Raw genomic sequence first — 23,482 nt, forward strand, 5'->3', positions numbered from 1 at the left:
AAGCTATTTATAGCATTGCTCAAATTTAATTTCGTTTTGACGGAGATTAAGTCAAAAAATTAATTCAAATTTGAGCTAAATTTTCTCCAACTTTAATAACACATCCTTATTTTCCAAACCTCCGGCAAAACCAACCAATTTACCATTTGCACCCACCACACGATGACATGGTGCGATAATAGAAATTGGATTTTTACCATTCGCAGCGCCGACTGCCCGAACGGCTTTTACGTTACCAATCTGTTCAGCAATTTGCTTATAACTTCGCGTTTCACCAAATGGAATCGTAAGTAAAGCTTGCCAAACCTTTTGTTGAAACTCTGTTCCAGCAAAATCTAGGGCTAAGTCAAATTGGGTTCGATGTCCTTGAAAATATTCATTCAATTGTTGCTGTGTTTCCAACAAAACGGGATGATTTTTATTTTCAATCAATTGTGCTAAACGGACACGTTTAGGATTTTCATTTTCCCAAAGTACTGCAACCAACGCTTGATCGTGGGCCACTAGTTTCAATTTCCCTACAGGTGAATTCATTTCCATAAATGAAAGCTGCATCAAATGACTCACTCTTCTCGATATCTGTTTTCACAGATTAACTTAGCTTGAAGATAATTTCATCAACACTAACCCAGAAATAATCAATACAGCAGCCAACATCCGCATGGCAGATGCTGGTTCACCTAAAAAGAAGATACCGACAGCAAATGAACCCACAGCGCCAATTCCTGTCCAAACCGTATAGGCAGTACCTAATGGTAAGCTTTTCATTGCATAAGATAATAAGGCAAAACTTGCGATCATAAAAATAAGGGTTAAAACACTAGGAATCAGTTTACTAAAGCCATCTGAGACCTTCATAAAATATGCCCAAACCACCTCAAATAACCCTGCAACCACCAATAAAACCCATGCCATTCGATATTCACCATTTTCTATATGTTATTTCTCAATATGATCACACAAAAAAGTGCCATCCCAAATCAGGATGGCACTTCGATATTCCAATTAACTGGATGAAAGCTTCATCAGCACTAGACCGGAAATAATCAGTACAGCTGCCAGCATACGCATCGCTGTTGCAGGTTCACCAAGGATAAAAATCCCCACTAAGAATGAACCAATTGCACCAATTCCTGTCCAGATCGTATAAGCCGTTCCTAATGGCAAGGTACGCATCGCATATGCCAATAGACCAAAACTTAAAATCATAAAAAATAAAGTGATAATGCTCGGTGTGAGCTTAGTAAATCCTTCAGACATTTTCATGGTATATGCCCAAACGATTTCAAAGATACCTGCAAAGACGAGAACAATCCAAGCCATGACCAGCTCCAAATTTAAATTAGAATCAGGTCGTCCTGACGATTTTTCTCAGATTGAGGGAGGTCGTTCCTCCTAAAGAATCCTAATTATATCAACTCATCTGACTAAATTTATTAAAATTTACAAAATTTGACCTTATTTACATTTGAATGGTACTTTTTCATCAGGCTTGCTTTATGATCATTCACAGTCATTATAAAAGCGGAGTAGATACGCCATGAAACATGATTATTGGGGTGAAATTCATCCAAGTTGGGCAGGATTTAGTTCAGAAACTTTTTTTTCACATACATTTTTTAATCAACATGCAGATCGAGAAATTTTTTTGGGAGAAGAGTTCGATGAAGAAGGTCATGAAATAGAACAAGAACCTGATCAAGAACAACTTAATGCATTCGCCAAAACATATCAAAAATTTCTACAAAATTTTGAAAAACACCTCAAAACAATACAGCAACATGCTTTCGAACGTTACCAAAAACTTTATGCACACCACTATGAAAATCCTGAAAAGTCAGGAGAAGCAGCTTTAAATATTCACAATGTTGAGTCACATAATCCTTATATTCAGACCATGTTAAATTTACGAGTAAGTTCTCCAGACACATTAAGGCTATCCATTCATTATGATTTGGATACTGAGCACGGAATGGAGTTTAAGTTTGTCAATGATCAGCTTGAAATCGTGGCAGGTATCGCTGAAACATAAAAGGTCACCTCCTCAGAAGTGACCTTTTATTTATTTTTGAAAATCAAAAATTAGAATCTTAAACGCAACCCTGCACCATATAACCAACCGTTTTCTGAATCAGTTGCTGTTTGCCATTGAGTTTCTTTATTACCCTTAGAGTAAGTATAGGCAACACTGACATAAGGCATGACTTTTTTGGTGATTTCATAACGTGTTTCTAAACCCGTCGTCATACTGTTTAAACCTGACTTTTTTGCATATCGAGAGTCATCACTAAAGACCACATTGAGATCTAAATATGGCTGCAAAATCAGTTTTTGAGTTAACAGTAAATCACGTGAGGTTTCTAAACTAAACGCCACTCTGCTGTCTTGACCAAAATAAAGATAAGCATCTGTTTCAAAGAAATACTGCGCCAAACCATGCAAACCGAGTGCAGCATCTACACGTTCTTGATCAGTTTCTCGTTCAGGATTATCACTATAACGCACACCCGCTTGAACATCCCAGAATGCTGCAATATTACGGCTATATAAGGCACTCAAATCATATTCAGCTTTGCTTGATTCGGCTTTACTGGAACTTCCTTTAATAAACAGTTTATTTTCATCTGTTCCAACTCTGAGTTCAAATGAAGAATCCAGAGTACCTTTACCATCCTCATCCAACATCCAAGCATTGTCGATCGTTACCCGTTGATATACTTGTCCACCATGCTCCTTTCGATGGTCATGTGTATCATGGGATGAACCCGTATTTGCTGAGTCATTACTCTGCTCAGCATCCATTTGATGTTGAGAATGATCAACTGTTTGGTTTGGGTTTTCCATTGAGTTCATTTTGGAATGATCCATGGATGAATTGCTCATCGTCGTGGTGGATTCAGTGATTGCATTCGTTACACCTTGCAGCTGATGACCTTCATGGGCGATTGCTAAACCACTGACTGACAACAATGAAATATTTAAAACTGATTTTGAAAAAAGATTAATGATTCGCATGTTCGCCTCCTTTCATTTCAGTTTTTTGATTTGCTTTTGTTGCTTGAATAGGTTGTGTTGACACTTTGCCATCACTGACATTTGCAACAATCAACTTATTCATCATGCCTGACGTCATGTGATACAACAGATGACAATGGATTGCCCATTCACCTAATTCATCAGCAGTAAGCAATGCCGTCACTGTTTTACCTGGCGGTACAACAACAGTGTGTTTATTTGGCATATCTACTGGAGGTTGACCATTTTCCAACTGCATAAACATGCCATGCAAATGCATTGGATGCGCCATCATGCTGTCATTAATAAATTTAATACGAATGCGCTCACCGTATTTCACTTTAAGCGGTTCAGCCTCGCTAAATTTTTTACCGTTAATCGTCCAGACATAACGCTCCATGGTTCCACCTAAACGCACCACCAGTTCGCTGGTCGCCTCACGCGTATCTGGTTGTGGTGTGAGTGACTTTAAATCACTGTATTGAAGCGCTTTATCTCCTTGAGGTGTTGAAGCATTTGCCCAACCATAAACCACTTGGTCATTCTTAGACTTTGAGGCTTGTTCATGCTGAGAATGATCCATGCCTTGCATACTGTCAGCACTCATTTTTGAATGATCCATCCCCTGCATACTGTCGGCACTCATCTTCGAATGGTCCATGCCTTGCATACTCTCAGCACTCATTTTTGAATGGTCCATGCCCTGCATACTGTCGGCACTCATTTTTGAATGGTCCATGCCTTGCATACTGTCGGCACTCATTTTTGAATGGTCCATGCCTTGCATACCGTCAGCACTCATTTTTGAATGGTCCATGCCTTGCATACTGTTGGCACTCATCTTTGAATGATCCATGCCCTGCATACTCCCTCCTCCCATACTGGAGTGGTCCATTCCCATATCTTCCATGGTCAACAGTGAACGTGGACGAGCATTAGGCATATGAATACCTGAGACTTTAGGCATCAATTCATTATGCAGTGTTCCAATCGCAAATCCTGAACGGTCAATCGACTCAGCCTCAATTTGATAATGATTGCCTTTAGGTTCAACGATTACATCATAAGTTTCAGCCGTTCCTATGCGGAACTCATCAACAGCAACAGGTTTCACTGGTTGCCCGTCAGCACTGACAACCGTCATTTTTAAATGAGGAATTCTGACATCAAAAAATGACATTGCTGATGCATTCACAAAGCGTAAACGTACTTTTTCATTTGGTTTAAACATACCCGTCCAATTCTGTTCAGGGGTTTTGCCATTGACCAAAAAGGTATAACCCGTCACATCAGACATATCTGTTTTTAACATACGCATCTGATTCCACATTTTCCGATCAGACCACGTGGTCTTTAAACCATCACGCTGTATTTGTTTCCAAACATCAAAAACCGTTTCTCGTCGATTTTGGTAGTATTCCGCTGAGACTTTTAAATTGTTTTGAATTTGATCACTGGTCTGCTTATGAAAGTCCGATAGCATGACCACGTAATCACGTTCTGTTCGTTCATGCGCTGCCAAAGGTTTTCTATCTTTGGGATAAATAACTAAAGAACCATATAAACCGTCTTGTTCCTGTCCTTTTGAATGCGCGTGATACCAGTAGGTTCCACTTTGACGAACCTTGAACTTATATACATATTCTTCGTTGGGTTTAATTCCATTAAAACCATTAAAACCTGGAACTCCATCCATAATTCCAGGAAGTAACAGACCATGCCAATGAACAGAGGAATCCTGATTTTTTAATTTATTGGTGACACGAATAACAGCATCATCACCTTCTTCAAACTCTAAAAGTGGTGCTGGAAACTGACCATTCACAGTAATACGTTTTAAGGGCTTGCCAATAACATTGACCATTCCTTCATCAATCGTCAATCGATACTCTCTCACTGCCGCCATTCCCCATGTTGAGGAAAACAAACACAATGAGACAAGCAGGCTTTTCGCCAAACGTTTTTGAACTAAATAAATAGACATAACTTAACCTAAATTTTAAAAATAAACTTTACGAATAAAAAGTTTCTAAAATCAGGCTAAGCTTTGGGTGGACGTAAGATTTCTTGCCAAAAACCAGCAAGATGCTGTGCTCTGTAAGTTGCTTGATAAGAAGCACTATTTTGAAAATGATCAGGTATGGTCAATTTGGGGATATCACTATTCAACCAAATCACGGTAGATTGACAGGATAACAAGCTACAATCTTGGCACTTAAACGCTTGTGTTGGCTCAGATTGACTCACTTGCTGATGACAATCATTTTGATCCGTTATCGCTTGATCATTATTTGTATGCTGATTTTGTCCATTTTTATTCTTATTTATATCTGTACAAAGATTTTTAAGCTGTTGTACAGACCCATATTCCTTTTTTGTTTGATGCCCATCGATGTGATGAGATGATGACATCATTTGTTGATGCTGCATACTCATCTGCATGACTTTTGCAGATGCAATAGACACACCACTCCACCCTATGGCAAAAACCATAAGACAAACAAACCACAGCTGTTTGCGGAGTTGTATAAACAAAACTTGAACCTTGTTAAGCCCATCATGAGCCTAAAGCATAGCCAATAATCTCGATTTTGGCAAATATCGCACATTTCAATGCATAAGTACTGATTGGATAAATCTTCAGCACGTTATTTTTTATACAATGCTGAATCATTGAGCAGGTCAATAAACAACACATTTCATAAAAAAAGAGCGCATATGAACTCTTTTTAAACGATTCTTGATGAACGACTAAACAATTGACAACTAATTGTTTAATCTATACCCAGCTTATCCATATGCTTATCAACATAGTTATCCATATAGTTAATCACAATGTTATCCACAGGGTATTTTCAATTTTTGTGGAAAACTTCTAAACTGAAACTTGACCTACTTTGGCTAATTCAGCTCGCATTTCATTGATTACCGCTTGATAGTCGGGTTTTCCAAAAATCGCTGAACCTGCCACAAACATATCTGCACCCGCTTCCGCAATTTCACGAATATTGGCAGGTCCAACGCCCCCATCAATTTCTAAACGAATATCACGACCTGAAGCATCGATAATCTTACGTGCCTCACGGAGTTTTTCTAAAGTCTTTGGAATAAATTTTTGACCGCCAAAACCAGGGTTAACACTCATCAATAAGACTTGATCTACTTTATCCAACACATAATCTAAATAATGTAATGGTGTTGCTGGATTAAATACTAGACCCGCTTTTGCGCCACCATCTTTAATCAGTTGCAAAGAGCGATCAATATGGTGTGTTGCCTCAGGGTGGAAGGTAATAATATCCGCACCTGCCTCAAGAAAATCACCAATCATACGATCTACAGGAGAAACCATGAGATGCACGTCAATCGGTGCTTTGATGCCATATTTCTTTAATGCCTTACACACCCCAGCACCAAAAGTTAAGTTTGGAACATAATGGTTATCCATCACATCAAAATGAACAACATCTGCGCCTGCAGCCAATACATTTTCAACTTCTTCACCTAAACGGGCAAAATCAGCAGACAAAATTGAAGGGGCAATTAGAAATGGCTTGGACATGAAACAACCTAGCAGATATAAAAATTTTTCCTATTATAACAAACTTACCTTACAAGGTTGATTTAAAAGTAGACAGCTTTAATCTTCAACAGTATTTATAAAATAATTCTAATACAGACTATCAATGAATCCTGTGTAAATTGTTTCCAGCTACAATAAATGATACTGCAAACTTAAAATATTTTCTTTTAAGCGTTTTGGATAACCAAAAAAATCAAGGGCTTTAACAAGCCCTTGATCAAATCAGTCGTTATCTAAAGATAGAAGATCATTTGGACTGCTGATGCTTCTCTTGTTGTGTTTTCTCAAAATCGCGAACCATTTGAATGCGTTCTTGAGTTGCAGGATGCGAAGATAATGCATCCAGAATTGCTAAAGACTGATTTTTATCCGACTCTTTTTGCGATGAAGGCGAACTAGCGGATGCCTTTTTATCAGCATTGGCAGTTTGACTCGCATTGTCAGCTTTTTCTGAATCTTCTGTTTCATCACTTAAACGTTGTAAGAAATTGGCAAAATGTGAGACTTCAATGCCCTTTCGATCCATCAACTGTAAAGCATATAGATCAGCTTCAGATTCAAATTTACGTGAATAATTTGCACCAATCATTGCAGCAGGTAATGAAGTAAATAAGTCCGAACTATCTCCCGTCATGGCAATATACAAGACGCTAAGCCCTAAACTGGTTAAGCCTTGTTGTAGGCTATGGCGCTGAATTAAATGACCTTGCTCGTGCGCCAAGACGCCTAAAATTTCTTGATCACTATGTGCCATTTCGATCAATTCATCCGTGATAATGATGGTATTGTTGGGCAATGCCACCGCATTGGCACCCAAGCGCCCTCCTTCACGAAAAACCAATTTGGCAGGTTTGCCTTCAGCCACTGTATTTAAATATTGTTTGGAAATTAAATCCTTTTGACCTTGAGCCAATTGGCTGGGCGCTGTCCAATTATTTAAAACATAGGTTTCGGCTTCATCCCCTAATTTTTTCAAACTATTTTCAGGCAATTGAAAAGCCACATAATGTGAAGCAGCTGGAACGCCCCATTTGACTAAGGCAAACACAAAAGCAACCACAAAAATCACGCTAAAAATGATCAGGCTTGGTGAACGTTCAAGTTTCCAGATTGAATGCTGAACTTTTTTAGTTCCATAATTAAACCATTCAGGTAATGCTCCATGAAACTCGATACGCGCATCGTCTTTTAATTCAATCACAGGATGTAATTGCCCAAGCGCACCAATCAATGCCATATCTGAATATTGATAGCGACGATGCTGCTCTAAACGATCACCATAGCGAATCAGAACTTCAGACTCAGATTGAGCTGAAATCTGTGCATGGTGCGGTTTAGACACCACACCATCATAGAAAATAATATCTACTGGTTGTGACATAGATTATTCAACTCATATCATTATAAAGAAATATCAATGTCAAAAATGTCACTGATTTCTTCGGCTAAAGCACTTTGTTCTTGCTGTGCCAAATTCATCATTTGATCTGGATCATCATGCAAAATTAAGCTCATCGACTCAACCTGATATTTGTGAATACGAATCGCAGCCCAAGCAGACATCAATCCTATGCTTAAAATTTTGACAATCCAGTTTGAGGCAATAATCCATGCATAACGCCACTGATTGCAATCTGTTTTAAATTGGCTGTTGCCAACCGTGGTATTGTTCCATGTGGTAATAAAAAGACGTGCAGCGATTAATGGATAAATAAATAATCCAACCACTGCATACATGATAAATATCCCAGTAATAAAAAAGCTTGGTGAGAAGCCTGCAACAGTGCCAATGATGCCGAAATAAACCACAGAAAATGCAATAATTACACCAATCGACATAAAAATAGGCACATAGACAGCCGCCATATAAGCAGACCAATCTGCATTTAATTTAAAGTTTAACTGCCCTGCATATAAATGATTGAGATAATATTTTTTATATAGCCATATCGCTACAGGTGAAAAGATACCCAAAGTAAAAATATACACCAATATGCTCAAGAAAAAGACTTTATAAGACTCTTTAGTGGTTCCAGCAAAATAAAATCGGCTGTTCCCGAATTTACTGTTTCGCGCAGTAAAACGCATAGTTGCACGAATCAACCAAGGGACTGCAGCATATAACACAACCAACCCAACCACAGTTGCTATCATTGAATAGTGGGATGAAATGGAAAATGCTGCGTAGATCCCCAATGCGATCAAACGCCCTATTAAAATTTTGGTTGGTATACCCGTAAAGTCAAAGCGTCGCTGAAAAAACTCCGTGTTTCCATAAAAATAACGTAAACGACGAACCTTTGCCCAAGGTGCATACAAACTTAAAGTCACAATGGTCAATAGAATATTGACAATCCATATTCCAAAATACTCCATTGCATCACCATGAAACTTAAAGCGGTGAACTTTAGGGTATTGTTGGTCTGTATATTGCGGAATACTGGGTGGTGTGACCTGTTGATCCACATTCAAATGATCAGGAAATGGAGGTGGAATTTGATCTTGCATATTATTCTCTTTATTCAAATTATGATGGTGAACTCAAGTTTTTCATAATAAAAAATATCAGTGCCAGTGTATATTTTTTCTAAACTGAAAGAAATAGAGTAAAAGCAAACAACAATTTACTTTTACTCAGCATCAATTTGCTTTTTTTAATATTTTGGGATAAATCGCATTCTATTTTTGCAATTGTAAAGCATGGAATTGCAAATGATCATCCATAAAACTTTGGATAAAATAATATCCATGATCATAGCCTTCGTGAAATCTCAGGCTGATCTTTTGCCCAACAGCATTACACGCTTGCTGGAATTTTTCAGGATTCAATTGACTGTAAAATTGATCTTTTAAGCCTTGGTCTATCAAAACCTCATCAAACAGTGAACCCTTATTAAGCAACAACTGCGTGGCATCATGTTGGCGCCATACTGATTGGTCATCCCCTAAATAATGGGAAAAAGCTTTTTCGCCCCAAGGACATTCACTTGGTGCGCAAATTGGCGCAAAGGCAGACACAGATTTAAAATAATGTGGATATTTCCATGCCAATGTTAATGCGCCATGTCCTCCCATACTGTGTCCAAAAATACCGATCGCATTTGATTGGATTGGGAATGTTTCAAGCGCCCAAGAATAAAGTTCATCGACGATATAACTTTCCATTTGAAAATGTTCAGACCACGGTGCCTGAGTTGCATTGATATAGAATCCAGCACCTTGTCCCAAATCCCATGAATCGCCTTGAGCAACGTCTTGACCTCGTGGCGAAGTATCTGGCGCAATCAATATTAAACCGAGTTGTGACGCCAAGCGCTGGGCATGCGCCTTAATAATGAATGTTTCCTCAGTACAGGTCAGACCAGCCAGATAAAACAATGCTGCACACTTTTGCCCTTTTAAAGCTTGAGGTGGCATATAAACAGCAACTTTGCTTGCACCTTTTAAATAATTCGACTGAATCTGATAAATTCGTTGTTCACCATCAAAACAAATCGTGTTAGTTAAAAGTTCCATTGCCATCTCTCTCTAAATTTGGATTTACGAATTGTTTAAGGTTTATATCACTCACCTGATGCCTAAATGACAATAACCATCAAGGTTTAGCTGGATCTAACTTTTCATTCTGACTTTGTGCGGAAGCAATCACACCTTGTTGTGGAAATAAATGCTGCTCTAATTGAGGCAACATCAACTCCATATTTTTTCCAATCACCCACTGCGGCTCAGATGGATCAAATCCTTGCGCATTTTCCCATTTCGCAACTGTTTCAGATGCTTCTTTAAATGCCGCTTTTAATGAGCCTTGTTCACGCATTGCTTGATCAAAGAACGCTCGACCGAAATAAGTATAATCTGCTTCATTTGAACAACCAAATGATGCACGATCAGCTGCAGAAGCAGTAATAATTAAGGTATCTGGTGATTGCAGTGCTGAAACAAAACTACCTGAATAGCAGGCTGATATAACGATCACTTTCCAACGAATACCCGATTTATCTAAACTTTCTCTGAGCCATTTTGGATCAACATCGCTTAAATCAATCGGTTCATTTTCCAATTCAAAACGATTCGGTAAACCGTGTGAGGTCATATACAAAAACAACACATCACTTTCACGATTCATTTGCTGACCGATACGGCGTAAGGCGAGATCTATACTGGTTTTTGAAGCGATTGGGGTCTCGTTAATACTTGCAGGATTATTCACCAATTCAACAGAGCGCCCGAATGTACCAAAACGTGTATCGAACTGCTCTTTAATTCGATCAATCTCAAATTTAAATACATCCTGATAACTTGCCCCTGCCACACCTAAAAAGTACCAGTGTGTTTTGGCAAACTCACCAAACTGAATTTGTTCTAATGCCTTATTGAGTAAACGACTTTGGGCATAGAACGCATTTTCACTGATACTCGGTGGGACCTCTTCTACTTTCCAAATCGGCTGCTCTTTAATAGATACTTGCCAAGTAAACAGCGTCGCAACCGTAGCAAACATGATCAGCGCACGTTCCCACCACGGCCATTTTAACTCTCTCGAAAACACCCAAACCACTGCAAGGCTCTGCCAAATAAATAAAGCAAAGAACAACAGCGGAATTACATCATAAGTGAAATACGGTAACAGATCATGATTGCCCAGATACTGTAAAAGACACTGAAACAACATGATATGCGTATCAAGCACCAACCATAATAATGCAGGCACCAACATTAAACGTGGATTATTGGTCCGTTGAGAGAGGAATATCCCAACAATCAAAGCAATAAATGGCCATAAAGCATAACTGACTAAGCCTTGACGATTAAATACCCCACCATCACCTGCGACCAACCAACTAAATAAAGTATTGGCACATGCACCCAACAGCCCCCAAAAAATAAGCTGTAAAATTGACGGACGAACAATTTGTAAAGACTTTCGCGAACCCAAGAATAACCAGATCCCTGCACGTTGGTTACTTTTCAAATCATGCCAAAAGTTAATTGAGGGTTTAAGGTCTATCATATAGATTCTGTTAAGGCAGTCGCTTCAATCAGCCTATCTAGTTTAGGCTTGGCTAAAAAATTATCAATGTTTGATTTAACTATATATCAATAATTCGACTATTATTGAAACAGTTACCAAACTACTCAATAAGATTGCTGTTAAAATAAGCATCAAAACGACAAGCATCCCCTTGCCACTGATGATTGGTTGGTTGATCATTTAAAAATACAGCCAATCGAGGACGTTTTACCACAACCCGTTTGGCAATGTGTTGAGCTAAGACTAAAAGATGATCTCCTAAATCCATTTCACCATCTTCTGGAAGCAGCATGTGCAATAACTGCATTTGCTTTTTGACTTGCGCCTGCTTTTTGACTGCCTGCTGATGTTGATCACGTTGCGGAAACATGGGATCTAAATAAACCACATCGACTGTTTGTTTGTCTTGAATCAATTGCTCTAAATAGACGGTGGAATCCGAAAAAATTAAATCAATTCGCGCAACGACTTTTCCTAGAAATGGATCATTTTCAGCCTGTGCTTTTGCATCTTCAAGCAAAGTAAACAAAATTGGATGACGCTCTACCAAGCGAATATTGGCACCCAGATAAGCCATCAACAAGCTGTCATGACCTAAACCTGCTGTGGCATCGACCAATTTTGGTTTTTCTGAAAGATGACAAGCACGAGCAATCATTTCTGATTTTAAACTGGCACGTTTTAGACGTGGTATTTCAGCTTTCCAATCAGGCTGCATTCTCATGCCATTAGCACATAGACTCAAACCTTGCTCATCAACACACAGTGCGAGTTCAGGGTTTAACCTTAAAAAACGCGCGTTGAGTTTTTCAATCACCTCTATATTAACCACGACTCCACGTAAAGAAAGCACAGTTTGATAAGACTGTGCTTTCTCTAAAAAAGTGGATTCTGTAAATAAGCGAATCTCGCTTACCATAATTTCCAACCTGTTAAAGCAAATAATAAAATGATTAAACCTGATGCAATACGATACCAAGCAAAGACCATAAAATCACGTTTGGAAACATAAGCCACCAAAACACGAATCAGAATTAATGCAGAAACAAACGAAACGATCAAACCTACAAAAAATACGGTCCAATCTTGAGTAGTTTCATAAATATGATAGTTTTTAAAAAGATCTAATAACCCTGCACCGACAATGACAGGAATACCTAAGAAAAAAGAAAATTCAGTTGCCGCCTTACGCGATACACCCAACATCATACCGCCAATAATTGTTGCGCCTGAACGTGAAGTACCTGGAATAAGCGCTAAAACTTGAATCAAACCAATATAGATTGCTTCTTTAATCGTAATATTGTCGACTTCAACTGCATTAACTTTAGGTGGATTTTTCTCTACCCACCAAATAATTAAACCACCAACAATTAAGCCAATCGCTACTGAAATATCATTAAACAAAAGTTCTTTTACGATATCACCACAAGTCAAACCCACAATCATGATCGGAATTGAAGCAGCAATAATGCTCACGCCTAAATGTCGACCTTTAGGTTCACCAGAAAACAGACCGATAGCAGCTCCCCAAAGCTTGCCCCAATATTCATAAATGACGGCAGCAATTGCCCCCATTTGAATCGCAACAACAAATAAGTCACTCTTTTCTTTGGTCCAGAAATTCATTAATTCAGATGCAAGAATTAAATGCCCTGTACTTGAAATAGGTAAGAATTCGGTAATACCTTCAACGATACCCATAATGGCTGCTTTGAGTAGCAGTAAAAGATCCATGTTAAATCCTAAAAAATTAAATCCTAAAAATTAAAGCGAAAAACGATTATGGCTTGCCTTGTTCTGGTATTTTTTTCCATGCATTATCACGCAAATATACAGGTAATGCCTGTTCAGCACTGAGCCATTGCTGTTTCAATGCATATTGTCTTGCAATCGTCGCAATATCGTTGGCATTTGCAGTAAGTTTCTGAAATTTAGTCGCTTCAGCATCGACCAATGTTGCACCAGAACCAATTAAAGTATATTTTTGGTACGCTGCAGCCTGCTGATAGTCTAATAATTTTTCTTCATCTACAAGTTGCATAATGTTATTTTGATCGAGCTTAAAACTCGCCATATAAACTTCATTCATACGTGCATCTAAAACGGCTGTAACTTCTACCAATTGAGCATGTTGATATGCTGCCTGAGCCAATGCTTGTAATGTAGACACAGGAATGACAGGAATATCATGTGCCCATGCCAATGCTTGGGTCACTGCGGCATTGATACGTACACCGCTAAAAGAACCAGGTCCACGGCTAAACGCAATTGCAGTCAGCGCTTGATTACTGATTTGGTTTTGCTGAAAGCCTTGCTCAATCATTGGCAAAATCGTTTGAGTCTGTGCCTTTGCTCGCGTATCAAGTTGAAAATAGAGTGTTTGAGTTTCATCAACAATCGAAACGGAACACTGCTCATTGGCAGTTTCCAATGCCAGCAATTTCATGCACAACCTTACTGTATTAAAAATGTTGCCTATGATACTCCACTCATTTCATTAGCGCGAGAACTAAGCGCTAAAGCCTGTCAGATAAAATCCATCAGATCAAATTCATCTACAAAAAATCAAGGCAATAGACTTTTTTCCTGAGCAAAAAAGATATTAACACTCTCGATGGCAGTGTTCAGTTGAATATCTTTAACGCATGGATACGACTTAAGCAAACTGATTAAATTTTCTTAAAATATAAGGCGATGAAAGCAATTTATTTATGTTATGTAATTTTACTTAATGGGATGAGTATTGAAGCGAGAGTACAGCATGTACCCCTCGCCCGAGAAAAATAAAGCCTTATTCAAAGACATTATTCATTTTTAAATGACGCTATTCACTTTGAAACAACCATGCTAATCAAACTTAAACTCTTCTAAATTGATAAAATCTTTATAGTGTGAGGCATAATGCATTGCACTCATTTTTAATAAATTAGCTGCATTTTCATCTAAAGTTCGAATGACTTTTCCTGGAGAACCCACCACCAAAGAATTATCTGGAATGACTTTACCTTCAGGAATCAAGCTATTGGCACCAATAATACAGTTTTTACCAATCACAGCATGATTTAAAACCACTGCATTGATACCAATCAAACTATTCTCACCGATGGTACAACCATGCAGCATTGCTTGATGTCCAATAGTCACATAATCGCCAACGTGTAATTCAATACCTGCATCAGTGTGTAACACTGCGTTCTCTTGAACATTACTGAAATTCCCTACATGAATTTTCGCATTATCCGCACGAATAACGGCACCAAACCAAACACTGACTTGTTGTCCCAACTCAACTTGACCAATTACAGTTGCATTATCAGCAACCCAACCATTAAAAGGCTCATGTAACGCTTTAGGTGCCAGTCCTTTAAATTTATACATCATCGTGTAATATTCCTTTCAATTTTTCCCTGTAACAATACTTTCAAATATAAAACTTATTTTCGATTAAAGATTTGAGATTTAAATGATGGAGAATTCAATAAAAATGGCCAGTTTTTCTGATAATCCAATCCATATTTAAATAATGAAATTAGAATTCTAGCCGTTAAACCCCAAATAATTTCATTTTCGATTCGCAGACTAGGAAAATATACAGATTGATGTGCCAATCGCACTTCATAAGGAATAGGTTGTGATTCCATCATTTTTTTAATCGGTGCATAAAAAATACGATCAATTTCAGTCGGTTGTGGAATCAATTGAATATCAGGTGGAATTAACCCCACCACAGGTTTGACCGTAATTCCGCTTTTTGCTCGCTCCATGGGTAAATCACCAATCAGCTTGACATCAAAAGGATTTAACGCAGTTTCTTCCCAAGCTTCACGTAAAGCCACAACAATATTACTAGTGTCATTCGGGTCACGCTTACCACCCGGAAATGAAACTTCACCAGCATGGTTTGATAGATATGCAGAACGTCTAGTCAACAAAATTTTAGGATCAGCTTCCTGAGTAATTGCAATCAGAACCGCAGCATTGGCAGGAAATGTTCTTCTGCCAAAACGTAATCTGTTTTGCAATATTTGTGTTAACTCATGATCCTGCATGTATCTCACTCAATATTTTTGTTCTCTTTCTATCATATATGAAATTTTATGGATAAGGCTATAAATGATGCGAAAGTAGAATTTTTCAGTTATGCTGAGTTATCTCACATTTTCAATGAAGCTTATGAGTTTTTGCAGTGTTTGTGGTCATTCGACAATCGAAAAAATTCCTTTAGGTGATCAAAAAATCCGTAAAGTTTGTACACACTGTGGCACTATTCATTATGTCAACCCTAAAGTTATTTGCGGTGCACTTGCCCTTTGGGAAGATAAAGTTTTACTTTGTCGCCGTGCAATAGAACCTCGCTATGGGCTTTGGACATTACCTGCTGGGTATATGGAACTGTTTGAAACCATGGAGCAAGGTGCAGCACGTGAAACACGTGAAGAATCAGAAGCAGAAGTAGAAATCGAACAATTGTACTGTATGTATAATATTCCACGCATTGGACAGATTTATGTGTTGTTTAAAACACAAATTAAAGATGGTTTTTTTGGTGCTGGAGAAGAAACACTCGAAAGCCGATTATTTGAAGAACATGAAATCCCTTGGAATGATTTAGCATTTCCAAGCGTTGAACGTACATTACGTCATTATTTTGAAGATCGGAAAAATAATATCTTCCCAATGCACTTAGAAACATTAGGAACACGTCTCGACCAAACAGGTTGATTAAAAATTACTTTATTGATAGTCAATTATATAGAGAGCTAAAAAAATCCCCAATCTCAATTGGGGGATTTTTTTAGCGCAATGAGATTATTTGGTTTTCACTGTATAACACTGTGGCAAACTTACCGATAGGGTCCCTTGCTGACGCTTCGCTAACTCTTTTTGTTCTGTAGTAAGCTTATCTTTATTAGTATCTGTATTGTTATAGATTGCCTGATAAACCGCTTGTAAATTGACCCAAGTTGCCTGAATTGTTTTGTCTCCATCCCAACTGGTTATATTCACCCCACTAGAGGTATTTTGTTCATTAATTAATCGCTGAAGGTTTAAACGAATACCGCCAGAAGAGACTGAAGCTTTATTTAAGTCATCGTTGGTAGTCCCACTCGTAGGGGTAACGACTAATCTTTCATTCAATCCCACTAAAGCACCATCAAGACTTCCAAAAATAGGATTGGCTAAAATCATACGCAGTGTAATTGATTTTTCAATATCCCCATTAATATAAGCAGTTCCTGTTGTACCCAGTCGATATTGTTGAACACCTGTTTCTTTATCAATGTAAGTGCTTGGATCGACATCCGCACAGGTATTTGAATTTAAAGTACCATTTCGACCAAGGTTAGTACGGATATCCCCATTTTCATCAATCACAATACCTAGGGTTTGAGTATTTGGATTAACTTCAGGATTCGTAAACGTAAATGTAATATTGGCATACAGAGGGAAGTAATATTTTTCTCCAGTTTTTACTGTATTTTTCGTCATGAAAACTCTTCGATCTAGATAGTTCGCAGGATTGGTTTTATAAATATCAATACCACCTGAAAGCTGATCCCCATTGAATGTCTGACGCCACTTGCCATAAACCGTCGTATCTGTCGGAGCAGTGGTCGCACCAGTGGCACGTTTATACATATATTCGGTACCCGCCACATTGGTATTGTTCAGCAATGTACCTTGATAAATACTCAGTTGATCCGTGGTGGTTTGATCTTTTTTAAATATCAATGGATTGCTGATTTTTCGAGTTAATGGACTGATCCAACCTTGCTGTGGATTGACATCTAATTTTTGTGGAACCACTTGATTGAGTAACAGGAACTTTAACAATGAATCAGCAATGGTGCTACCTTCGACTTTTTGCGGAACACCTATCCATTGCATCGCATAACCTGTCGTATAGCCTTGGCGGTCCGTCACGAGATACATATTGGCTATCGATTCGTTCTTCGTATTTAAGTCACTCTTCCCTGTAAAGCCTTGGATATCAACATTTGCTCCACTAAAAATCAGGAAGTTTGTAGAGTAAATATTAACTAGCGACTGTTGAATCAAACGCTGTGCTGTTAACTGTGCTGAAGCATTATCGACAGTTTCAAGATTGAGCCATGGTTTTAATTTCTCGATGTAACTGCCATCAAGAAAATCGGCAACACCAATATCCGCAGGTAAATCTTTAAGGTTATTTTTTAAATTATCTGATAATTCGATAGGTTGAATATCCCCAACCTGGTGAGTATTTTGCTCTACACCAATCGCTTGGAAAACACGAACCAAGCCAACCATGACTTTAAAAGTATCATCGCTCATATCCATACTGGCAGGTGTTTTGCCTGTCATGGCACTTGCGATATCAATCAAACCAATCGCAGCAGGTTGTCCCCTCACCTTTAATGGACGAATTTTGTTTAAATCTACATCCCCCAAAACAATTTTACGTTCTGATTGAGAACCCTGAATATAAAATTTTGCCTTATCACCAATTAAACAACCACCAGAAGCCAAACCACCTTCTAATTTGGTAGTGAAATGATTTCGAGTATCTGTACTACAATCAAAATTTAATCCAGTCACTGGATAATCAACATAAAAACCTAAACATTTTTCATAAGATGCATCACAGCCATTGGTATAAGTGACGATACCTTTGTAGGGATCTTCATTGACTGTCGAACTTTCACCACCACAACCAGTAAGTGCTAAACCTAAACTCGTTAAAACGAATGGGGCTAATACTCTTTTTTTCATAATCTCGTCCTTACTGAATAACACTCAGCTTAATTTGTCCATGATTTGTTAACTGTTTATTTTCAACATCTATAGCTGAGGATAATGGTGTTAAAAATAGATAAGTCGCTTTTTCTGGTTTTCTCAACACACCTTCCATTGCGGCATATTGTAAATTGTTGTCGTGTGATTCTTCATTTTTAAAGCCACTGACACCTTCAATGACACAGCCTTGTTCATCTAAAAATACAACTAAAGGCCAATAGTAGGTTTGTGTCTTAGAAGAGGATGCGTAGGAGGTCAAAAGTATATTTTGTACCTGAGCATCTAATTTCACCACTTCATAAGCAAAATGCGCTTTAATCGGCGCAACAGGCCATAAACCAATCTCTTGATTTTTAAGTGATAAACCTTTTGCTTTAAGTATTTTTTTACCTGTGAAACAAGCTTGTTCTAAATTATGAACCACTTCGTCTTTAGGTAATCGGAAATAAGTTGAAGATAGCACGACTGGTTTTTTTTCGTCAGCATCTGGATTGCCTCGAATACGGTTTAAGAGACTTGTACTCAGTCCCTTTTGTCGTTCAATTGTTTCATAACGCCCATGTACTGCACCAATTTCTGGGGTCATATAAAATCGCTTTTTCCCCTCGAGATTAAATTCACGATCTTCCAGATATTCATTATTCACATACTTTTCACCATCAATGATGGTGAAATTTTTGTCTTCAGTTTCTTGGATACTCTGCGTTTTAAGCGCAGCTTTGGAAATTTGTGAGTTCTGAGTCGTTAAACTCTTTTGTTGTTTTTCGACTTGTTTAGCATCATGTTGTGATTTAGCTATTTCAGCAGTTTTGGTTTCTGGAACAACTACAGCTGTTTTTTCTTGTTCATCTGGCTGTACTGATGACGAAACACTTTTTTGTGGTTGTGGTGAACCCTTAACAGTTTCTTGCGACTTTGTTTGGATTTCTGATGAATGCTTAGTTAAAGGTATCACAGGTTTTTTTGGCTCTGGCGCACTTGTAGGAAAACGCTCAGGTTGAGTCACATTTTTATTTTGTGTTGTGCTGGATTGAGGTTGAATAGCCTCAATAATAGGTTTTACAGTTTTGCTTTCATTCTTCTCATTATTTTTTTGTTTGGTTTCAGGTTTTGTTGATGATTCAGGTTTTTGGATAATCATCGGATGCCCATCAGGTCCGATAATGGTATAGAAACTGGATGCATAGCAAGCTGATGTGGCTAAGCTCATACCAATTACCAGCCACAAAGAAGTCAAAACTATTTTTTTCTCAGCTTTTAAATGCATTACCATCTCGTTCTGTAGTTAATCCCTAGAATTGTGACTTTGGTATTTGTTTTTACATTCAATCCAGCATATGGGTTGAGCAGTAAATTATCTACCCCTGTTTTATTCGCTAAACTACTGGTATTTGCAGGAATATTATCTCGGCTACGTAAGAAGCCCACAGATAAATCAATATCCGTATCTTCATCAAAACGGTAACCTAAACCTAAACCGAATAATTGAGCATTATTGATCGGCACCATAGTATTTCGTTTATCATCCGGAATCGCACTGGCACGAGGTTCATAACCTGCTCGAAGTTTTAAACGGTCATTGGCTGAATACTCAACACCAACTCCCCAGCTCCATGGTGATTTAAAGCCAAGCGGGAAAGCCAATGAAGTATCTGTGACTTGATTGGATAAAAGTTTAGCAATTTTTAATGCTGAAATTTGGCGATCAAACTCAAATTGGAATTTTTCCCACGCTTTAAAGTCTGTCCACCCAACATCGAAATTCACTTGTAAATCAGGTAAAACCTTATATTTTATCCCTGCTTGGAAATGTGCTGGATATTCCAAATCCATTGCGATCAAACCAGATTCTGTTGGTGGTATATAACCTGGAAACCCAAGAATCGCAGCAAGGATTTGCCCCGTCGCAGATGAGTTTAAGCCTTTAATCAGTTCTCTTGGCGCGTTGGCATTATCGATGAAATATTTACCTTTCATACGCATTTTTGCCGAGCTTTGATAGACCATACCAAAACCAAAGTTTTCAGTTGGCTCCCACATTAAACCCAAGTTATAGCTTGGACTCAGACTTTGTTCTAAAGAAACCTGCATTTTCCCGAACTGACCAAAAGGATTCATACCCTCATTGGCATTACAAATACCAAACAGCAAAAGATCCGTGATCATATTGGAGTTATTTCGGAATGGTCCACAAACAGACTCATCCACCATTCGTAATACGCCAATCATTTCATTGGGGAAGCGTAAGTCTGTCTTTAGTGCCATGGCATTATATGACATCCCAATCGAAGCTCCCAAAGAGAGTTGATCATTGACTTGATATGCAACAGAAGGTGATAAATATGTAATACGTTCAATGGCAACCTGTTGTCCCATAAAGTTGCCGGGATTTTTATCTTCTGAACCAAATCCTGCCACCATCGGTGCGTAAGCTGCGGTTGCATAGGTTAATTTTGAACCTGGCGGATTATATGAAACTCCACCAGTAGGCGCCAATACTGGCCATCCGGGTCCCAAATCTACAACTTTCTTTAAAATAGGAATGTATAAACTTGCATATTCAACGTCACCACGTACAGAGTCTTTATAGTCTGTACATAAGCTGGAAGGATTATCTGGTGCATCATTACAGATTAAAGGATCATCAGAATAACCAAATACGTTATAACCTGGCGGTGCAGAAAACTCTCGTTGAACATCAAAGTTTGCAATGATACCTTGTACGTCTGTCTGTAGACCTTTAAGTTTCGTCAATCCAGCTGGGTTAAAATGAATTGCACTAATTCCTGGAGGGTCTGCAGTAACAGCATTCCCCATCGTCAATGAACGTATATCTACAGATAGGTTAAGCCCTAAATGTGCAAATACTTGAGTTGAACACCCTGTTAATAAAATTGCTGTTACTAATGGGCGCAAACGTATGTTTTTCATACCTTACACTCCTTAGCGAGCTTTTTTCTTACCAAAGCCAATAATATCTAATGGGAAGGACAATCCAAGTGAAATATCCGGTGAATCCTCAGTTAAACCAATTCCCAATGTACCATTCACAATGGTTTCAGGATTGACTCGCACACCTAAAGCAATCGAGAACATACCACTTGATTGATTCGCAGCATCATATTTTTCACGCCCCTTTTCAGGGGTTGCTAGATTTGCCTGATAGGTAAAGGAGGTATTCATATTAAATGATTGTTGATATGACATGGTCATAGATACATCATAGTTAAATGAATACGCAAAACCAAAAGAGAATCCGCCTGTCACTCCTGGATCAAATTCTTCTAAAACCCGTTGACCGAGCTGCTGACCACCCTGACCATTGGCATTTCCACCCCCACGCACTTGGTTTAAACCAGTTTCTTTAAATCCATAGTTAGCCGAAACAGAGGCAAATAATACAACAGGGTCAATATATTTTCGGGTACTTGCACCGAAACCGACAGAATAATACCCCTTACCTGTGGAGAGATCTGTATTCGGGTTAATTTCGTATGGGCTATCCCCTGTTTTTGTTGATACACTACCAAATAAAATCAGCGGTAAACGACCAGCTTTAAGTGGAAAAGGTTCCCAACGTGCTCCGAAGTTAATATCCCCTAAACCTGCGGCAGTTGCATCTTTTAAACTATCTGATTTTGCGATAAAAGGTACAGATGCCGTAAACGTTAAATTATCTCGAACGCCATATTGCGCCGTAAAGGTATTGGTAATGGTATGACTTGCATCTTCATCTACACGAAGTTGATAAGCAGTACCTTCATTAATCCCCAAATTCAGTTGTGAATCACGATAGTATGAATAATCCAAATCATAGAAAGTTGATATTTCACCTTTTTTAATTAAGGAATATTGCCGCTCATTGGATGTAAAAACTTCTTGTAAGTTGGTTTCCTGAGAAGCATCCCCTTCTTTCTTTTGTAATGCTTCAGCCGCTTGAGAGCCTGACTTTGGTGCTAAAGATTTTGTTTCATCTTTATTAATCTGTACATCTTCTTTAGCTGGAACAGCTTGATCTACTGCTGCTTCAGCACTTGCATCAACCTCAGTATTTGTTTCAGCCGCATATAAACTTCCAATTGCAAACTGAATACTCACTGCAAGTAAAGTTCTTTTCATCCATTGATTATTCATATTATTCCTATCCCAAAAAATCCAATTCAGTTATGTAATTTTTAGTCCATCTTTTACTTACGTTTATAATAGAGTCGTAGGTAAGTTGTAATTGGCTGATTATAGGTTGCTGACTTGGTATCTAGGTCAATTACTTTACGCATGGTTGATGCTTTATCTGCCAATCTATTGACGTAATCTGTTGAATATTGAGCCTCTACCAATGCATAACGATTAATTGTTGCATCATCAACATGACGCATATCTGCCTCTTGTAAAGCCAACATATTACGTTGTTGGTCTTTAGGCGCATTAATCATAAATAAAGTATTATTTTCCCAAACTTGCTTAAAGCGCTCTTGGTCAAAACTAATATTTCCTAATGCAGGGTCAGCCACATAGACCCGACCATCTTTATACGCTTTAAATACCACAAAATGTTTAAAGCCTGCATAAGAAATAGGCACAATCACAGGTTGATTTTGATTAATTAAGTCTGTGAATTCCCCTTTAAAGCCGCCACTCTCATAACCAATCGCAGCCACAAAACGTTTCATATCCAACAGAGAAAAACTTCGACGTTCGATAATACGGTTGTATTCTCCAAAACGTAATAAACCTTCCATGGTTTGTTGTTCAGTTAAATTTGTTCCGACATATCCATTAAGCAATGTCGTGAGCGCCGCAGAGCCACAACTATAGTCATATGCCTGACGGACGATACCACGGAATTGATTTTCTAAAGCAGGTTTAATCTGTACCATCTCACGATGATTTCGTGAGAATGATGGGTCCCGAGAATCCGCAAGCTCAGTATAATAAACAGCATCCTTTGGCTTGGGTTTTACATCTAGTGCGTGGTTGGCAAAATAGTACATTAATGCCGAACCTAAAGTAATTTCTAACATAATTTTAACTATCAAGTATCGGCAGTATTTTGCCTAAAGTGCTGATTTTAT

At 38.3% G+C, this 23,482-nt stretch carries 23 protein-coding genes; 2 read left to right on the forward strand and 21 right to left on the reverse strand.

Going from position 1 to position 23,482, the window contains the following annotated elements:
* Nucleotides 1–75 precede the first annotated feature (75 nt).
* From ACINWC743_RS09110 to sugE (ACINWC743_RS09120), 3 genes are all read right to left on the reverse strand, one after another.
* A complete protein-coding gene (locus tag ACINWC743_RS09110; protein ID WP_009585224.1) occupies nt 76–555 on the reverse strand; it encodes a methylated-DNA--[protein]-cysteine S-methyltransferase in 480 nt (159 codons plus the stop codon).
* A gap of 42 nt (nt 556–597) precedes the next feature.
* The gene (gene sugE, locus ACINWC743_RS09115) at nt 598–915 is read right to left on the reverse strand and encodes a quaternary ammonium compound efflux SMR transporter SugE (protein ID WP_009585232.1); all 318 of its coding nucleotides are present in this window, start codon (nt 913–915) and stop codon (nt 598–600) included.
* Between the two features lie 90 nt (nt 916–1,005).
* Entirely contained in the window at nt 1,006–1,323 is a 318-nt protein-coding gene (sugE, locus tag ACINWC743_RS09120; RefSeq protein ID WP_004830041.1) for a quaternary ammonium compound efflux SMR transporter SugE, read from the reverse strand.
* A 217-nt stretch (nt 1,324–1,540) separates the two neighbouring features.
* Between sugE (ACINWC743_RS09120) and ACINWC743_RS09125 the strand changes: the two genes are divergently transcribed.
* The gene (locus tag ACINWC743_RS09125) at nt 1,541–2,032 is read left to right on the forward strand and encodes a DUF6985 domain-containing protein (RefSeq protein ID WP_009585235.1); all 492 of its coding nucleotides are present in this window, start codon (nt 1,541–1,543) and stop codon (nt 2,030–2,032) included.
* A 50-nt stretch (nt 2,033–2,082) separates the two neighbouring features.
* Here ACINWC743_RS09125 and ACINWC743_RS09130 read toward each other — a convergent pair whose 3' ends face one another.
* The 13 genes from ACINWC743_RS09130 to ACINWC743_RS09190 all read right to left on the reverse strand — a co-directional run bounded on the left by ACINWC743_RS09130 (nt 2,083) and on the right by ACINWC743_RS09190 (nt 15,682).
* Nucleotides 2,083–3,015, reverse strand: coding sequence for a copper resistance protein B (locus ACINWC743_RS09130; protein ID WP_009585231.1), 933 nt, complete (start codon nt 3,013–3,015; stop codon nt 2,083–2,085).
* Nucleotides 3,002–4,921 (reverse strand): multicopper oxidase domain-containing protein, encoded by a 1,920-nt coding sequence (locus ACINWC743_RS09135; RefSeq protein WP_373867878.1) that lies wholly within the window; start codon nt 4,919–4,921, stop codon nt 3,002–3,004. The genes ACINWC743_RS09130 and ACINWC743_RS09135 overlap by 14 nt, the downstream gene beginning before the upstream one ends.
* Nucleotides 4,922–5,055: 134 nt before the next feature.
* Complete coding sequence (locus ACINWC743_RS09140) at nt 5,056–5,481, reverse strand: hypothetical protein (protein WP_227510903.1); 426 nt, start codon at nt 5,479–5,481, stop codon at nt 5,056–5,058.
* A gap of 409 nt (nt 5,482–5,890) precedes the next feature.
* Nucleotides 5,891–6,577, reverse strand: coding sequence for a ribulose-phosphate 3-epimerase (gene rpe / locus ACINWC743_RS09145; RefSeq protein ID WP_005033643.1), 687 nt, complete (start codon nt 6,575–6,577; stop codon nt 5,891–5,893).
* A gap of 268 nt (nt 6,578–6,845) precedes the next feature.
* On the reverse strand, nt 6,846–7,979 hold the full coding sequence (locus ACINWC743_RS09150; RefSeq protein ID WP_009585209.1) for a M48 family metallopeptidase: 1,134 nt from the start codon (nt 7,977–7,979) through the stop codon (nt 6,846–6,848).
* A 20-nt stretch (nt 7,980–7,999) separates the two neighbouring features.
* Entirely contained in the window at nt 8,000–9,106 is a 1,107-nt protein-coding gene (locus ACINWC743_RS09155; protein ID WP_009585252.1) for a YjgN family protein, read from the reverse strand.
* 171 nt (nt 9,107–9,277) lie between these two features.
* Complete coding sequence (gene fghA / locus ACINWC743_RS09160; RefSeq protein ID WP_035300848.1) at nt 9,278–10,114, reverse strand: S-formylglutathione hydrolase; 837 nt, start codon at nt 10,112–10,114, stop codon at nt 9,278–9,280.
* Nucleotides 10,115–10,193: 79 nt separating this feature from the next.
* Nucleotides 10,194–11,609: a C13 family peptidase gene (locus ACINWC743_RS09165; RefSeq protein WP_009585245.1), complete on the reverse strand. Its 1,416-nt coding sequence runs from the start codon at nt 11,607–11,609 to the stop codon at nt 10,194–10,196.
* Between the two features lie 121 nt (nt 11,610–11,730).
* A complete protein-coding gene (locus ACINWC743_RS09170) occupies nt 11,731–12,549 on the reverse strand; it encodes a class I SAM-dependent methyltransferase (RefSeq protein ID WP_009585251.1) in 819 nt (272 codons plus the stop codon).
* Nucleotides 12,543–13,367, reverse strand: coding sequence for an undecaprenyl-diphosphate phosphatase (locus ACINWC743_RS09175; RefSeq protein WP_009585249.1), 825 nt, complete (start codon nt 13,365–13,367; stop codon nt 12,543–12,545). The genes ACINWC743_RS09170 and ACINWC743_RS09175 overlap by 7 nt, the downstream gene beginning before the upstream one ends.
* Nucleotides 13,368–13,413: 46 nt before the next feature.
* Nucleotides 13,414–14,079 (reverse strand): tRNA (adenosine(37)-N6)-threonylcarbamoyltransferase complex dimerization subunit type 1 TsaB, encoded by a 666-nt coding sequence (gene tsaB / locus ACINWC743_RS09180; protein WP_009585242.1) that lies wholly within the window; start codon nt 14,077–14,079, stop codon nt 13,414–13,416.
* A gap of 401 nt (nt 14,080–14,480) precedes the next feature.
* Entirely contained in the window at nt 14,481–15,014 is a 534-nt protein-coding gene (locus ACINWC743_RS09185; protein ID WP_009585244.1) for a gamma carbonic anhydrase family protein, read from the reverse strand.
* 53 nt (nt 15,015–15,067) lie between these two features.
* Nucleotides 15,068–15,682, reverse strand: a complete 615-nt coding sequence (locus ACINWC743_RS09190) for a CoA pyrophosphatase (RefSeq protein WP_004830068.1) — start codon at nt 15,680–15,682, stop codon at nt 15,068–15,070.
* Between the two features lie 124 nt (nt 15,683–15,806).
* Between ACINWC743_RS09190 and ACINWC743_RS09195 the strand changes: the two genes are divergently transcribed.
* Nucleotides 15,807–16,355, forward strand: a complete 549-nt coding sequence (locus ACINWC743_RS09195) for an NUDIX hydrolase (protein ID WP_009585212.1) — start codon at nt 15,807–15,809, stop codon at nt 16,353–16,355.
* Between the two features lie 87 nt (nt 16,356–16,442).
* Here the strand turns inward: ACINWC743_RS09195 and ACINWC743_RS09200 are convergent, their stop codons facing one another.
* Genes ACINWC743_RS09200 through ACINWC743_RS09220 form a run of 5 tightly spaced genes read right to left on the reverse strand, consistent with a single transcriptional unit; the run spans nt 16,443 to nt 23,431 of the window.
* A complete protein-coding gene (locus ACINWC743_RS09200) occupies nt 16,443–18,386 on the reverse strand; it encodes a hypothetical protein (protein WP_009585223.1) in 1,944 nt (647 codons plus the stop codon).
* 10 nt (nt 18,387–18,396) lie between these two features.
* Nucleotides 18,397–19,677 carry a putative pilus assembly protein FilE gene (filE, locus tag ACINWC743_RS09205; RefSeq protein WP_009585233.1) on the reverse strand — a complete coding sequence of 427 codons (1,281 nt, stop codon included), beginning with the start codon at nt 19,675–19,677 and terminating at the stop codon, nt 18,397–18,399.
* Nucleotides 19,677–21,341, reverse strand: a complete 1,665-nt coding sequence (locus ACINWC743_RS09210; protein ID WP_005033670.1) for an OmpP1/FadL family transporter — start codon at nt 21,339–21,341, stop codon at nt 19,677–19,679. The genes filE and ACINWC743_RS09210 overlap by 1 nt, the downstream gene beginning before the upstream one ends.
* 12 nt (nt 21,342–21,353) lie before the next feature.
* Nucleotides 21,354–22,544 (reverse strand): hypothetical protein, encoded by a 1,191-nt coding sequence (locus ACINWC743_RS09215; protein ID WP_009585215.1) that lies wholly within the window; start codon nt 22,542–22,544, stop codon nt 21,354–21,356.
* A gap of 53 nt (nt 22,545–22,597) precedes the next feature.
* Entirely contained in the window at nt 22,598–23,431 is an 834-nt protein-coding gene (locus ACINWC743_RS09220; RefSeq protein ID WP_005033675.1) for a C39 family peptidase, read from the reverse strand.
* Nucleotides 23,432–23,482 lie beyond the last annotated feature (51 nt).

Source organism: Acinetobacter sp. WC-743 (assembly GCF_000335555.1).
Taxonomy (GTDB): Bacteria; Pseudomonadota; Gammaproteobacteria; order Pseudomonadales; family Moraxellaceae; genus Acinetobacter; species Acinetobacter bereziniae.

Bases quoted from the DNA above. Each gene is read 5' to 3' on its own strand.
- rpe (WP_005033643.1), bottom strand. From the start codon at position 6,577: ATGTCCAAGCCATTTCTAATTGCCCCTTCAATTTTGTCTGCTGATTTT.
- filE (WP_009585233.1), bottom strand. From the start codon at position 19,677: ATGCATTTAAAAGCTGAGAAAAAAATAGTTTTGACTTCTTTGTGGCTG.
- ACINWC743_RS09210 (WP_005033670.1), bottom strand. From the start codon at position 21,341: ATGAAAAACATACGTTTGCGCCCATTAGTAACAGCAATTTTATTAACA.
- ACINWC743_RS09110 (WP_009585224.1), bottom strand. From the start codon at position 555: ATGCAGCTTTCATTTATGGAAATGAATTCACCTGTAGGGAAATTGAAA.
- ACINWC743_RS09130 (WP_009585231.1), bottom strand. From the start codon at position 3,015: ATGCGAATCATTAATCTTTTTTCAAAATCAGTTTTAAATATTTCATTG.
- ACINWC743_RS09170 (WP_009585251.1), bottom strand. From the start codon at position 12,549: ATGGTAAGCGAGATTCGCTTATTTACAGAATCCACTTTTTTAGAGAAA.
- ACINWC743_RS09155 (WP_009585252.1), bottom strand. From the start codon at position 9,106: ATGCAAGATCAAATTCCACCTCCATTTCCTGATCATTTGAATGTGGAT.
- ACINWC743_RS09200 (WP_009585223.1), bottom strand. From the start codon at position 18,386: ATGAAAAAAAGAGTATTAGCCCCATTCGTTTTAACGAGTTTAGGTTTA.
- ACINWC743_RS09150 (WP_009585209.1), bottom strand. From the start codon at position 7,979: ATGTCACAACCAGTAGATATTATTTTCTATGATGGTGTGGTGTCTAAA.
- ACINWC743_RS09220 (WP_005033675.1), bottom strand. From the start codon at position 23,431: ATGTTAGAAATTACTTTAGGTTCGGCATTAATGTACTATTTTGCCAAC.
- ACINWC743_RS09215 (WP_009585215.1), bottom strand. From the start codon at position 22,544: ATGAATAATCAATGGATGAAAAGAACTTTACTTGCAGTGAGTATTCAG.
- sugE (WP_004830041.1), bottom strand. From the start codon at position 1,323: ATGGCTTGGATTGTTCTCGTCTTTGCAGGTATCTTTGAAATCGTTTGG.
- ACINWC743_RS09190 (WP_004830068.1), bottom strand. From the start codon at position 15,682: ATGCAGGATCATGAGTTAACACAAATATTGCAAAACAGATTACGTTTT.
- sugE (WP_009585232.1), bottom strand. From the start codon at position 915: ATGGCATGGGTTTTATTGGTGGTTGCAGGGTTATTTGAGGTGGTTTGG.
- ACINWC743_RS09175 (WP_009585249.1), bottom strand. From the start codon at position 13,367: ATGGATCTTTTACTGCTACTCAAAGCAGCCATTATGGGTATCGTTGAA.
- ACINWC743_RS09165 (WP_009585245.1), bottom strand. From the start codon at position 11,609: ATGATAGACCTTAAACCCTCAATTAACTTTTGGCATGATTTGAAAAGT.
- ACINWC743_RS09185 (WP_009585244.1), bottom strand. From the start codon at position 15,014: ATGATGTATAAATTTAAAGGACTGGCACCTAAAGCGTTACATGAGCCT.
- ACINWC743_RS09195 (WP_009585212.1), top strand. From the start codon at position 15,807: ATGAGTTTTTGCAGTGTTTGTGGTCATTCGACAATCGAAAAAATTCCT.
- ACINWC743_RS09135 (WP_373867878.1), bottom strand. From the start codon at position 4,921: ATGGCGGCAGTGAGAGAGTATCGATTGACGATTGATGAAGGAATGGTC.
- ACINWC743_RS09125 (WP_009585235.1), top strand. From the start codon at position 1,541: ATGAAACATGATTATTGGGGTGAAATTCATCCAAGTTGGGCAGGATTT.
- fghA (WP_035300848.1), bottom strand. From the start codon at position 10,114: ATGGAACTTTTAACTAACACGATTTGTTTTGATGGTGAACAACGAATT.
- tsaB (WP_009585242.1), bottom strand. From the start codon at position 14,079: ATGAAATTGCTGGCATTGGAAACTGCCAATGAGCAGTGTTCCGTTTCG.